Origin of the sequence: Undibacterium sp. KW1, assembly GCF_009937955.1 — a bacterium.
GTDB lineage: Bacteria > Pseudomonadota > Gammaproteobacteria > Burkholderiales > Burkholderiaceae_D > Undibacterium.
Genome location: NZ_AP018439.1, coordinates 734,823 through 747,714, shown reverse-complemented (window position 1 = coordinate 747,714; position 12,892 = coordinate 734,823). Strand labels below are relative to the sequence as shown.

Here is a 12,892-nt window from a genome sequence, read left to right as displayed (position 1 = left end):
TGCTGCCAAAGGTGTAGATACACTCAGCATTTCAATGCATCACCAGAACTTCCACCAGGGCTTTGCCTGTGCCGCAACAGGAGTGCGCGGAATTGGATGCAATGGCTCACCATAACTGAATTTGATGGTGAAGTCTTTGCCTTCGTATTGCAAGACAGCTTCACGCCATTGATTTCCATTTTTCCACATGAGCACGGCAATTTCTTCGCACAAATCTCTGAGAGGACCAGAGATAATCGCAGCATTCGGAGACAGGGCATTCTTTAATTGATAACCAAGCCAGTCGCCGTCACACTGTATCGTCAGTTTTCCTGCCTGCCAGTCTGAAGGCACACATGCCATGCATTCCGACAAGAGCATTTGTATCATGTCATCTGTCATTTGCCGCACCAAGGTTTCCTTGGCTGGCAAGTCTGGCATAAGGTTTTCCGTACTGCCATCATGTACCAGGATGGCACCGGCGGGTACACTCAAACTCTTGAGCAGTTCAATCAGCTTGGGGAGTGACTTTTCAAGTTCAACAACCCCGATCAACAAAACATCATCAGCGGCCCCGTCTTCACGCTCCAGCACGTCCAGGTCGAGCACCATGCCTTCATGCGCTGGCTTTAGCAGATGATCAATTGCTGCTTTGACCGCCCAGCGATCTGCAGGGCAAGGCTTTCCATAGTCTCTGTCCAGCAAGATAAGTTTTAGTACCGGACAGTCGTCAAGCAATGCCCGCAGGGCGGCGTCAGTAGGGGGTTGCGGCATCATACTTGAAAGAGTAAATTTTCATCTCGAACGTTAGTTCACTGTAATAGTGAAAAGCGAAGCTCCTGCCTTGTGCCTGACGCAGACAGCATGAGCACACATCAGTGGCATCAACTGCGGCGGTAAACATGCATTTTTTCAACGAAGGACAAAGCATGCTGCACAACTTGCAGGAGCGACTATGTATTAATGCTTGGTGCCGCAACTGCCGCCAGACTTGGGCAGCATGGGCGCATCCCGCCCAGTATCCCCCGCAAACCCTGCCGCCTGCAATTTCTCCAGATACTCCTGCCAGACCTGCGCCTGGTTTTCACCCAGCCAATACAAATAATCCCAGGTAAAAATCCCAGAGCTATGCTGGTCAGAAAAGATGGGCTTGATCGCATAATTACCGACTGGCTCTATGCCCACAATGCCAACATCGCGTTTGCCAGTTTGCAGTGTTTCCTGACCCGGTCCATGACCACGCACTTCGGCAGAAGGCGAAGACACGCGCAATAATTCAAACGGCAAAGAAAACTCCTTGCCATCATCAAAAGCGACTTCCAGCACCCGCGATTGCGTGCGGGCATTCAGGGAAGTGGGTTGTGGATTACCTATGCTCATGATGCGAAATTCGACATAATGGTTTGCCTTAATTGCGGCAACAAGTTGCGACGTACGTCCAGTGCAGACTGATCAGGCGCATCGCTGCGTACGGCCGCCCATATAGGGTTAGGGAAATGCGCATCATCGGTATATCGCGGTATCAGATGCCAGTGAAGATGCGGCACCATATTGCCGAGACTGGCGACATTCATCTTGTGCGGCTGCATGACTGCCCGTATAGCCGCTTCCACCTTCCAGACGGCTTGCGTGAAAGTGTTCCTGTCTGCCTCGGACAAATCAGTCATTTCTTTCACATGCGCATTCCAGATGACGCGGCAAAAGCCGGGGTAATTTACATCGTCCACCAAGATGACGCGTAACTGGTCCGTGCTGACGAGGATATCGCCAGCACTGGCATCACATAACTCACAAACAATGCTCATTACACCAGCACCCTTTCTATACCACCGTTATTGGCTTTGGCGACGTATTCAGGCATCCAGTTTGGCCCAAGGATATGCTTGGCCATTTCGACGACGATGTAGTCTGCTGTGGTGCCAGAGTCTTCATCATAGCGTGTCAAACCTTGCAAACAGGCCGGGCAGGATGTCAGGATTTTGACGTCGCCCGTAAAGCCGTCGGCACGCAGTTTATCTGCACCCTTGTTCATTTCTTCTTCCTTGCGGAAGCGTATCTGGGTAGAGATATCTGGGCGCGATACGGCCAGCGTACCAGCCTCGCCACAGCAGCGGTCATTCTTTTCTATCTTGACGTCATCGACCGTAGTGATCAGCGCATTGACCGTTTTCAGCGGGTCTTGCAATTTCATCGGTGTATGGCAGGGGTCGTGATACATATAACGCGTGCCATTCACTGCCGCCAGCTTGACATCTTTTTCCAGCAAGAATTCATGGATGTCGATGATGCGGCAGCCAGGGAATATCTTGTCGAATTCATAGCCCTGTATCTGGTCATAACAGGTGCCGCAAGAAACGACCACGGTCTTGATATCCAGATAGTTCAGGGTATTCGCCATGCGGTGGAACAACACGCGGTTGTCGGTGATCATCTTCTCGGCCTTGTCGAACTGGCCGGCACTGCGTTGTGGGTAACCGCAGCACAGATAACCTGGTGGCAGCACGGTTTGCACGCCGACATTCCACAGCATTGCCTGGGTTGCCAGGCCGACTTGTGAGAACAGCCTTTCCGAACCACAGCCGGGGAAGTAAAACACGGCTTCAGTATCTGCTGTCGTGGTTTGCGGATTGCGGATGATGGGGACCATCTTGTCATCTTCAATATCCAGCAAGGCACGCGCGGTTTTTTTGGGCAGGTTGCCTGGCATTTTCTTGTTGATGAAGTGAATCACCTGCTCGCGTATGACAGGCTTGCCCAGGCTCGCTGGTGGTGCCTTGGTTTGTTTCTTAGCAAGCTTTTTCAATACGGTATTACCGAGGCGCTGCGCCGCCACACCCCAGCCAAAAATCACCTGGCGCGCCGCCTTGATGGTGGCCGGGTCTTTGGCATTCAAGAAGAACATGGCGGATGCCGTGCCGGGGTTGAACGACTTCTTGTCCATCTTGCGCAAGAGATTGCGCATATTCATCGACACATCACCAAAGTCGATATCGACCGGACAGGGCGTCACGCATTTATGGCAGACCGTACAGTGGTCGGCCACGTCTTCAAATTCTTCCCAGTGCTTGATCGAGATACCACGACGGGTCTGCTCTTCATACAAAAAGGCTTCAACCAGCAGCGAGGTTGCCAGGATTTTGTTACGTGGCGAATATAGTAAATTGGCGCGTGGCACATGGGTGGCACAGACAGGTTTGCACTTGCCGCAGCGCAGGCAGTCCTTGACGCTATTGGCGATCGCACCGATATCACTTTGCTGCATGATCAGCGACTCATGCCCCATCAGGCCAAACGAAGGCGTGTAGGCATTGCGCAAGTCGGCAGCAAAGTCTGGCAGGTTCAGCAGTTTGCCCTTGTTGAAGCGGCCTTCAGGATCGATGCGCAATTTATACGAACGGAAATCCTTGATTTCATCTTCAGTCAAGAATTCCAGCTTGGTGATGCCTATGCCATGCTCGCCCGAGATAACACCATTCAATGAACGGGCCAGTACCATGATGCGGGCAACGGCATGATGTGCCACTTGCAGCATTTCATAATCATCAGAATTGACTGGCAAGTTGGTATGCACATTGCCATCACCTGCATGCATGTGCAAGGCGACGAAGACGCGGCTGCGCAATACTTTCTTGTGCACGGCCACGCATTCATCCAATATCAGCTTGAAGGCAGAACCACTGAAAATCTGGCGCAGGTGTGCACGGATTTCTGTCTTCCAGGATACCCGCACTGTCCTGTCCTGGACGATGGAAAATACCGTCACATCAGGCTGCTGTTGCAGTCTTTCATCAAAGACAAATTCCAGCTTGTCCAGACCAAGCTCAAATAATTCTGCTTTGGCTGCACTGAGTGGCTTGTCGAGATTATTCAGCAGATAAGTCCAGCGTGCTTCTGCTGCCTGCAGAAGTGCATTCGCTTCATTGACGCGGTCTTCCAGCAATTCAGATGCGGGGATGTCATCACCAGCAGCATCTTCGCTCTTGCCCAGCGGCAGATTGCGCCTGGCGAAAAAGCCCTTCAAGGCATCGAGCAAAGCCAGCTTGTTTTGTATCGATAATTCTATGTTGATGCGCTCTATGCCATCGGTGTATTCACCCATGCGGTTCAGGGGAATCACCACGTCTTCATTGATCTTGAAGGCATTGGTGTGTTTGGAAATCGCCGCTGTCTTGGCGCGGTCCAGCCAGAATTTTTTGCGTGCCTCAGGGCTGACGGCCACAAAGCCCTCACCGACGCGGGTATTGGCAATGCGTATGACTTCAGACGCGGCCTGGGCCACGGTGTTTTCATCATCGCCAACGATGTCACCGAACAGCGCCATCTTGGGCAAGACGCCACGCTTGGATTTGGTCGTATAGCCGACAGCACGCAGATAGCGCTCATCCAGATGTTCCAGACCCGCCAGAATAGCGCCGCCCTTGCGGGTTTCGTTATCGAGGTAATCCTTGATTTCAACGATGCTCGGTATGGCATCGCGCGCCTGGCCAAAGAATTCCAGGCAGACGGTGCGGGCAAACTTGGGCATTTTATGCAAGATCCAGCGAGCCGATGTAATCAAACCATCGCAGCCTTCTTTTTGCACACCTGGCAAACCCGCGAGGAACTTGTCAGTCACATCCTTGCCGAGGCCTTCTTTGCGGAATACGCGGCCCTTGATATCAAGCTGCTCGGTCTTGAACGGTTGCTTCTCGCCAGGGTGTGTCCATTCCAGCTTGAACTTGGCTACTTCCACGTCGTGGATTTTGCCGAGATTATGCTCAAGCCTGGTTACTTCCAGCCAGTCACCGTTAGGATCTACCATGCGCCACGAAGCCAGGTTATCGAGCGCTGTGCCCCACAATACCGCCTTCTTGCCGCCCGCATTCATGGCGACGTTGCCGCCTATGCATGAGGCTTCGGCAGAGGTTGGATCTACGGCAAACACAAAGCCTGCTTTTTCAGCCGCATCCGAGACGCGCTTGGTGACGACACCAGCACCGGAATAGATAACCGCATAATCGCGATCAACGCCCGGCAGGCGCGTCATTTCGACTGCGCCCAGTTGTTCCAGTTTCTCTGTATTGATAACCGCCGACAAAGGCGTCAGCGGTATCGCGCCGCCGGTATAACCCGTGCCACCGCCACGCGGGATAATGGTCAGGCCCAGTTCTATACAGCTCTTGACGAGGCCCGCCATTTCATCTTCGGTGTCTGGCGTCAGCACGACAAAGGGGTATTCCACGCGCCAATCGGTTGCATCAGTGACATGGGATACGCGGCTCAGGCCATCGAACTTGATATTGTCTTTTGCAGTGAAGCGCGCCAGCAGCCTGTTGGCCTTCTTGCGCAAATCATAGGTATCGCGAAAATCCTTGGAAAACGCCGCCACTGCCTTGCGTGCAGCCAGCACCAGCGTCTCTACGCTATTGCTTCGTTCTGCATCATCGTTGACGGTACTCAGGCGGCGCTTCTCGACTTCAGCCAGCCTGTGATTCAAGGCATCAATCAAATCCTGACGACGCTTGGGGTTGTCCAGCATATCGTCTTGCAGATAGGGATTACGCTGCACGACCCAGATATCACCCAGCACTTCGTACAGCATGCGCGCAGATCGCCCGGTCTGGCGTTTGCCGCGCAATTGATCAAGCAATTGCCAGGCGTCTTCGCCTAACAGGCGTATGACGATTTCGCGGTCAGAGAACGACGTATAGTTATAGGGAATTTCCCGCACGCGGGTCGGTGTGGCGCCTTGGGGTGCATCTGCGAGCAAGGCCTGTATCTGGGCTGGAGCATTCATCAGTGACGTGGTTGGACGGATATATAAAAGTCCATTCTAACTTATTGCGATGCACCACGCGCCAACAGCCTTGAAGTTTATACGGTAATGAATGGTGATTGTGGCAATTTTCCGAATGGAATTTGGCAAAACCCCACAAAATCATCAAAAAAGTGGCTAAATTGCAAAATCATCACGATTATCGTTGCACAAAAGTCAGGCGGGCAAATTTGATTTACATCGTTTGTCGTATTTTACACCTGACCGCGTACAGCAAGCAGTCATTTTGGGAGAGAGTGGAGAACGTAGAGGGAAGAGACGCACAAATACAAAACAAAATAAATTTGAGTTTTTCTAAAACAATATGATTTTCGTTCTTCCTAAACGTTCCAAGTTACCCTGCAATTTTCACAATGCATTTGTGTCGCATCTGCTTTGTGAACAGTTTTCACTTTAACTATATTCCCAGTCAATGATTCATTTGAAATAACTACCCTTTTAACCCTTATTTTTCCTTGCACCTGGCAATGCTGACATACTAATTTTTCATTTATAGAGCCGTATAAATAGTGCTGTTTGGCCTCATACTGTTTTTGCAATTCAATTGCTTGCTCATCTGGCGATAATGAATCGAATTTTTTTCGGGCACGTCGATTAATTTCATTAATTACAATTTTAAGAACAATAACAAAAATGACAACCCCACATATTGTTGACCACATTTCCGTTTCTCACTTTGTTAACCTGTTTACAGGTGATTCTTTCAATTTTTTATTGCAACGCCAAGTTTGTATTACAGAAACCTCTGCTTGTTTTTGATTTCATTATCTAAGAAGTTTTTATTTGATTAATTACATACTACTCTGAGCATCACCAAAAACAAAGGAATTTATAATTAAGCAATATTTGAAATAAAAAAACGGGCAGCCTCAGCTGCCCGTTTCTCAAGTAGAAAAAATCAACCCAGCAAAGCAGGCGCAGTCTTGCCCAGTTTCAGTGTTGTTTCCACTGGCAACCAGTTACCTGTGGATTCCTGACGGCCTTGCAGCAGGAAGCGCGGATGGGCTTCTTTGGCAGCATCAGCAGCGGCCTTGGACAATTCACCGATCTTGCCTTTTTTGAGGCGGTTCACGACCAGGCCGATTTCTGTTTCTTTGAAATCGCGCAGCATGTCGTAGTCACCATCACTGTCACCAGCGACAAATACCGGACCGTAGCCTTTTTTGGCAACCAGTTCACGTTTGATGACGACGGTTTTGCCCGGGCCCCAGTTCAAAGGCCAGTCTTTGCGGTAGGCGTTTTTATAGACGTCGCCATTTTGTTCCAGGCGCAGGCCCAGGACGTTTTCACGTTGCACATGATAGCCATATTTTGGATTGGTCGCGAATACGGCAACCACATCTTCCAGCGAGGCGGTGCTGACATACACGTCAAAACCGTTTTGACGGAAAGTGTTCATCAGTGTCGCGACTTCTGTACAAAGGCGTATGCCATGGAAGTGGGCAGTCGTGATGACACCGGCCACACCAGGCAGAGATGAAGGGCTGGTGTACTTGGTCTTGGTCAGGCTCATGCCGAGGTTGGCGTCATTCGATGCTTCTGCCAGTGCACTGACTTCGCCTACCGTCATATTGGCAAAGAAATAGATCACCCATGGATAACCAACGTTCACGCCATGCGTGTCATTAACGGCTTCATACAGGAAGTAGAGCTTGGCGCGGAAATCCTGGAACTGTGCAGTTTCAACGATTTCTTCGAGGCTGCGGCTACCTGCCATGCCTTTGTAGTTGGCATGCAGATAGGCGTAATCACTGTCGAGATCGGTACAAATGCTTTCCAGATCCAAAACCTTGCCTGCGGCATTCTTGTAGTCAGCAGTGAAGTTACCTGCTGGTACATTTTGACGGATAGTCGCAGAGAATTCTTGCGGGCTCAGGTTGAATGCCAGATGATTGATCTGGTACATCAGCAGCGCTTCTTCGCAGTCATTCATGATACTGGTGTTGTCCCAGTCAAACACGGCGTAAGGCTTGCGCTTGGCAGAATAGCTTTTGCTGGTATTGCCATGCTTGGCGATCAAAGCCGCTACCAGGTCACGGTTGCGCGGTGACCATTTGGCGGCATCGAGGAATACTGCTGGCGAAGCTGCGGCCGGTTTAGCCAGTGCAGGGGCAGCCAGGCTTACGCCTGCCGCAGTGGCAACCAGACCTTGCAAAAAGCCACGGCGTGGCTGTTGACGGGTTTGTTTAGTATCTTGCATTTGATTTCCTCAATGAGCGCATGACATGCCACATGCCGGGCATGTATCTTTATTAAAAACTTGTTTAAGCGTACAGAACTTGCATAGTGTGATCGTGCGAATACTGCTTTTTTTGACTACTTTCCGGCAAGCATTATAGTCAAACATTGTGACATCCCTGCAATAGGCACAAAATTTTTAAGCAAATTTGTCTATACATTAACTACCAGGTCTGATGGCATGGGCGGACTGCCATTCTGTTCTACTGCATCCAGCGCCGAATACAGATGACATAAGTGCACTTCGGAAGGGGCAAACAGGCGTATGGGCACATCACTCATGCCTATGCCCTGGCTGGTCAGCAATTGCCGACCGTCTGGCAAGGCAAACAAACCCCTTGCATAACGACGCTCACCTGAGCCGGGCGGCAAAACCAGTGGCCTGCCACCCGGCGTGGCGATTTGCCCGCCATGGGTATGGCCGCAAAAAGCAAGTTGGAAATCATGTCCAGCCAAGAGCTTGAGACCCAGCGGCGAATGCATGAGCAACACGCGCACGTCGCTTGCCCCGGCAAAAGTCTGGTCTGCGTCAGGCATGCCGACGCCGGGTTCATCCAGGCCGCAAATCGAAATTGCATCAAAGGGAGCGGGCAAGCGTTTGTTTTGATTGACCAGGACCTGGACACCTGCCTCCGTGAGGCAATTTGCGATATGCACATCATCCAGCCACAAATCATGATTACCCATGACGGCAAACTTGGGAGTAGCGGGATTAAGCAAAGCCAGAGGCTTCATCAGATGCCGGATATGTCTGGCATGCAGCGAGACGAAGTCGCCACCAAACAGAATGACATCCGGTGCAAAATCAGCAATGGCGGCAAATGCCTGTTCCAGCAAACGCACATCTGTCAGCGGGCCTGCATGCAAATCTGAAATGAAGGCCAGCTTGCAGTGAAAGCCCGCAGGCAAGGGCAGGTAAAAATTACGCCTGTCGATGTGCAAGCCGCCTTGCAGTTTCAAGGCATAGGCAATGCGTGCTGCCCAGTTTTCTTGATAGAAAGCGGCTTCCAGCCCCTCACCCGCACGCCGCCACCAGCCATAGTATTTACCCCTGCCCATGCCTGATCAGAAGATGAAGTTGGCGATTTTGGTCCAGTAACCCTCTGGCACCTTCAACAATAACCAGGTAATGACGATATAACGCAGAAACTTACCCACGGCCATATAAAACACGCTGGGCCAGAAAGGCAGGCGCAACCAGCCTGCCAGAGTGCAGATGGGGTCACCTATGCCGGGCAGCCAGGCCAGCAGCATGGTCTTGGCACCAAAATGCTGTAGCCAGCGGTACCAATAGCTTTCACGCTCACGGTCAAAGGCCTGCTTGGCGGCATAACCCATACCGTAATCAACCACCCCGCCCAGGGTATTGCCTATGGTGGCGACAATGATCACTTGCCAGAAAATCGCCGGGTTGGCCTTGATGACGGCAAATACGGCCGGCTCCGAACCTAAAGGCAAGAGCGTGGCCGAAATAAAGCTGACAATAAATACCGAACTCAAACCGACTTCAGGCACTGCCAGGACGCTTAATAACCAATGGACTGCAGCTTCTATCATCGTGGTTTGATATGGTTGTAAAAGGCTTACATTATAATGGCGGCTGCAATTTCAAATCAGCAAGTAATCAAAAAGTAAGCAACAAGTAAGTATTTAGACCTGAATTAGCTTTAGATCAGGCCCAAATAAGCCATTTTTAACTAACAATAAGACATCCATGAGCACCGATTATCTGAAGAAGATCCTGACAGCGCGCGTCTATGACGTCGCATTTGAAACCCCGCTGGAATACGCTACCAGCCTGTCGGCTCGCATGGATAACCGAATTTATTTCAAACGCGAAGACATGCAAAGCGTGTTCAGCTTCAAGCTGCGCGGTGCTTATAACAAGATTGCCCACCTCACGCCAGCACAACTCAAACGCGGCGTCATCTGCGCCTCTGCCGGTAACCATGCCCAAGGCGTGGCCCTGAGTGCCAGCAAAAAAGGCTGTAAGGCAGTCATCGTCATGCCAACCACCACGCCACCGGTCAAGATAGATGCTGTACGTACTCATGGTGGTGACCTGGTTGAAATCGTCCTGTTTGGTGATTCTTATACCGATGCTTACGGCCATGCGCTGGAACTGGAAAAGAAACGCAAGCTGACCTTTGTCCACCCCTTCGATGACCCTGACGTTATCGCTGGCCAGGGCACGGTGGGCATGGAGATTTTGCGCCAGCATGCCGAGCCTATCCATGCAATCTTCGTCGCGATTGGCGGCGGTGGCCTGATTTCTGGCGTGGCAGCTTACGTCAAGGCAGTGCGCCCTGATATCAAGATCATCGGTGTGCAAACGACAGATTCTGACGCGATGGCGCGCAGCCTCAAAGCTGGCAAGCGCGTGACTTTGAATGATGTAGGTCTGTTCTCTGACGGCACCGCCGTCAAGCTGGTAGGTGAAGAAACCTTCCGCCTGGCCAAGCTGTATGTTGATGAAGTGATTACGGTGGATACCGACGCCGTTTGCGCCGCCATCAAGGACGTGTTCCAGGATACCCGCAGCATTTTGGAACCTGCTGGTGCATTGGCAGTAGCTGGTTGTAAAGCTTATATAGAACGCGCCAAGGCCGACAAGAAACCGCTGAAGAATGAAGCCCTGGTCACCATCGCCTGCGGCGCCAACATGAATTTTGACCGGCTGCGCTTTGTCGCTGAGCGTGCCGAAGTCGGTGAAGCGCGTGAAGCTGTGTTTGCCGTGACCATACCAGAAGAGCGCGGCAGCTTCCGCCGTTTTTGTGAACTGGTGGGTGCACGCAATGTCACAGAATTCAATTACCGCATCAGTGATGAAAAGATTGCCCATATTTTTGTGGGCATACAAGTACACGACAAGCTGGAATCTGGCAAAATTGCCAAGAATTTTGAGAAGCACGGCTTCCCTACCCTGGATTTGACGCATGATGAGCTGGCGAAACTGCATATCCGCCATCTGGTGGGTGGCAAGAGCAGCCTGGCCAGGGATGAATTACTGTACCGCTTTGAATTCCCTGAACGCCCAGGCGCTTTGGGTCGTTTCCTGAACAGCATGGCACCAAACTGGAATATCAGTTTGTTCCATTATCGTAACCATGGCGCAGATTACGGCAGAACTTTAGTTGGTTTACAGGTTCCAAAGAAAGAAATGAAGGCTTTCCGCGAATTTTTGGCAACCCTGGGTTACCGTTACTGGGATGAAAGCAAGAATCCCGTTTATCAATTATTTTTGGGCTGATGCAGCCCCTCGAATTAAGTAAATAAGTAATACACATACCATGACAGATTCCGCACCAAATACGCCTGAGCATTCTTTACTGGGTAAACCCGCGACCTACAAGTCCGAATATGATGCCAGCCTGCTATTCCCTATCTCCCGCAGCGGAAAAAGGGAAGAAATAGGCCTGGGCAGCAGCCTGCCTTTCTTTGGTGTGGATATCTGGAATGCCTATGAAATCTCGTGGCTGAACATGCGTGGCAAACCACAGGTGGCAATCGCTGCTATTACGGTACCGGCAGATTCACCGAACATTATAGAATCGAAGTCTTTCAAGCTTTATCTGAATTCGTTTAACCAGACTCGCCTCGCAGGTACTGATGCTTTGATCAGTCTATTGCAGGCAGATTTGTCTGCTGGTTTTGGCGCAGCAGTGCAGGTCAAGCTGACCACGCCAGACCAGTTCGACAAACTCGCCATGCACGAACTGCAAGGCCAGTTGCTCGACAGACTGGACATTGAAGTCGATAGCTATACCCCCAACCCATTGCTGCTGACCGCCAATGTTGACGAGTCGCCAGTAGAAGAAACCCTGATCTCGCATTTGCTGAAGTCCAACTGCCTGGTCACTGGCCAGCCAGACTGGGGTAGCGTGCAAATCCATTATGTAGGCCCGCAAATCAACCAGGAAAGCCTGTTGCAGTATTTGATAGGCTTCCGTGACCACAATGAATTCCACGAGCAATGTGTGGAACGCATCTTTGTGGACATCATGCGCCACTGCAAACCGCAGAAGTTGTCAGTTTATGCGCGGTATACCCGTCGCGGCGGGCTGGACATCAATCCATGGCGCAGCAATTTCAGTACGGGCCAGGGCCCGGACAATCGCCGGAATGCACGCCAGTAAGCGCAGCAATGTGCATGGCTGCATCCCTCTTACACCCATTTTTTGTATCCATTTGTAAGCAATATTATGTTGAAATTCAAATATTTCTCCTTGCGCGCTGCCTTGTGCGCGTCCAGTTTCATGCTGTGCGCAGCATCCCAGGCGCAAACAGCTAGCGCCCCTGCCCAGGAAGACATGGGCTGGTGGGATAGCGCAAAAGCCAAAGCCAATAAAATCCTGGATGAAGGCGACTTGTCACTGATGCTGGCTGGTCATACTCACCATGGCCGCAATACTTATACCAGGGAAAGAATTGCAGAGCTGAATGAAAATACCTGGGGACTGGGCTTTAGCAAAACCATACGCACCAAGGAAGATAATGAAGAATCCCTGTATGCCATGATGATCTCGGATTCGCACTTCAAACCCCAACCCATGGCTGGCTATGCCTACCAGTGGATGAAACCCCTGGGTGACAAGGTCGAAGTTGGTGGCGGACTGACTGGCGTGCTGATCAGCCGTACCGATTACTTTGGCGGTTTTCCCTTCCCTGCTGTATTGCCCGTGGCCTCGATAGGCACACGCAATACCAAGCTGATGGCGACTTATGTCCCGCGCTTTTCCAAGAACAAGGGTAATGGCGATGTGTTGTTCATGTTTGTCCGGATAGACTTGAAATAAGCGCTTGAAACAAGTGTTTGAAATAAAATCCGGCCAGGGAAGTACAATTTTGCAAGAAGGTGTT

11 protein-coding genes are annotated in these 12,892 nt (G+C 51.1%); 3 read left to right on the top strand and 8 right to left on the bottom strand.

The genetic code is table 11. The features are described from left to right. Positions 1-39 precede the first annotated feature (39 nt). The 8 genes from UNDKW_RS03420 to UNDKW_RS03385 all read right to left on the bottom strand — a co-directional run bounded on the left by UNDKW_RS03420 (position 40) and on the right by UNDKW_RS03385 (position 9,589). Complete coding sequence (locus tag UNDKW_RS03420) at positions 40-756, bottom strand: hypothetical protein (RefSeq protein WP_162057587.1); 717 nt, start codon at positions 754-756, stop codon at positions 40-42. 183 nt (positions 757-939) lie between these two features. Further along, positions 940-1,359, bottom strand: a complete 420-nt coding sequence (locus UNDKW_RS03415; RefSeq protein ID WP_162057586.1) for a gamma-butyrobetaine hydroxylase-like domain-containing protein — start codon at positions 1,357-1,359, stop codon at positions 940-942. Continuing rightward, positions 1,356-1,784, bottom strand: a complete 429-nt coding sequence (locus UNDKW_RS03410) for an HIT family protein (RefSeq protein WP_162057585.1) — start codon at positions 1,782-1,784, stop codon at positions 1,356-1,358. The genes UNDKW_RS03415 and UNDKW_RS03410 overlap by 4 nt, the downstream gene beginning before the upstream one ends. Continuing rightward, the gene (locus UNDKW_RS03405) at positions 1,784-5,755 is read right to left on the bottom strand and encodes an FAD/FMN-binding oxidoreductase (RefSeq protein WP_162057584.1); all 3,972 of its coding nucleotides are present in this window, start codon (positions 5,753-5,755) and stop codon (positions 1,784-1,786) included. Before UNDKW_RS03405 ends, UNDKW_RS03410 begins: the two co-directional genes overlap by 1 nt. Before the next feature lie 359 nt (positions 5,756-6,114). After that, positions 6,115-6,456 (bottom strand): hypothetical protein, encoded by a 342-nt coding sequence (locus tag UNDKW_RS03400; RefSeq protein WP_162057583.1) that lies wholly within the window; start codon positions 6,454-6,456, stop codon positions 6,115-6,117. Between the two features lie 236 nt (positions 6,457-6,692). Beyond that, a complete protein-coding gene (locus UNDKW_RS03395; protein ID WP_162057582.1) occupies positions 6,693-7,994 on the bottom strand; it encodes an HAD family hydrolase in 1,302 nt (433 codons plus the stop codon). Between the two features lie 191 nt (positions 7,995-8,185). Continuing rightward, entirely contained in the window at positions 8,186-9,091 is a 906-nt protein-coding gene (locus UNDKW_RS03390; protein ID WP_162057581.1) for a metallophosphoesterase, read from the bottom strand. A 6-nt stretch (positions 9,092-9,097) separates the two neighbouring features. Next, positions 9,098-9,589: a YqaA family protein gene (locus tag UNDKW_RS03385; RefSeq protein WP_162057580.1), complete on the bottom strand. Its 492-nt coding sequence runs from the start codon at positions 9,587-9,589 to the stop codon at positions 9,098-9,100. 103 nt (positions 9,590-9,692) lie between these two features. On the opposite strand from UNDKW_RS03385, the gene ilvA reads away from it, so the two are divergent. From ilvA to UNDKW_RS03370, 3 genes are all read left to right on the top strand, one after another. Next, complete coding sequence (ilvA, locus tag UNDKW_RS03380; protein WP_255431544.1) at positions 9,693-11,282, top strand: threonine ammonia-lyase, biosynthetic; 1,590 nt, start codon at positions 9,693-9,695, stop codon at positions 11,280-11,282. A 40-nt stretch (positions 11,283-11,322) separates the two neighbouring features. Further along, positions 11,323-12,168: an NADPH-dependent 7-cyano-7-deazaguanine reductase QueF gene (gene queF / locus UNDKW_RS03375; RefSeq protein ID WP_162057578.1), complete on the top strand. Its 846-nt coding sequence runs from the start codon at positions 11,323-11,325 to the stop codon at positions 12,166-12,168. A gap of 66 nt (positions 12,169-12,234) precedes the next feature. Then, a complete protein-coding gene (locus tag UNDKW_RS03370; protein ID WP_232063222.1) occupies positions 12,235-12,828 on the top strand; it encodes a hypothetical protein in 594 nt (197 codons plus the stop codon). The last annotated feature ends 64 nt before the right edge of the window (positions 12,829-12,892 follow it).

Excerpts from the sequence above, each read along its gene's own strand:
- UNDKW_RS03370 (WP_232063222.1), top strand. The coding sequence starts at position 12,235 with ATGTTGAAATTCAAATATTTCTCCTTGCGCGCTGCCTTGTGCGCGTCC.
- UNDKW_RS03390 (WP_162057581.1), bottom strand. The coding sequence starts at position 9,091 with ATGGGCAGGGGTAAATACTATGGCTGGTGGCGGCGTGCGGGTGAGGGG.
- UNDKW_RS03400 (WP_162057583.1), bottom strand. The coding sequence starts at position 6,456 with ATGTGGTCAACAATATGTGGGGTTGTCATTTTTGTTATTGTTCTTAAA.
- queF (WP_162057578.1), top strand. The coding sequence starts at position 11,323 with ATGACAGATTCCGCACCAAATACGCCTGAGCATTCTTTACTGGGTAAA.
- UNDKW_RS03405 (WP_162057584.1), bottom strand. The coding sequence starts at position 5,755 with ATGAATGCTCCAGCCCAGATACAGGCCTTGCTCGCAGATGCACCCCAA.
- UNDKW_RS03420 (WP_162057587.1), bottom strand. The coding sequence starts at position 756 with ATGATGCCGCAACCCCCTACTGACGCCGCCCTGCGGGCATTGCTTGAC.
- UNDKW_RS03415 (WP_162057586.1), bottom strand. The coding sequence starts at position 1,359 with ATGAGCATAGGTAATCCACAACCCACTTCCCTGAATGCCCGCACGCAA.
- UNDKW_RS03395 (WP_162057582.1), bottom strand. The coding sequence starts at position 7,994 with ATGCAAGATACTAAACAAACCCGTCAACAGCCACGCCGTGGCTTTTTG.
- UNDKW_RS03385 (WP_162057580.1), bottom strand. The coding sequence starts at position 9,589 with ATGATAGAAGCTGCAGTCCATTGGTTATTAAGCGTCCTGGCAGTGCCT.
- UNDKW_RS03410 (WP_162057585.1), bottom strand. The coding sequence starts at position 1,784 with ATGAGCATTGTTTGTGAGTTATGTGATGCCAGTGCTGGCGATATCCTC.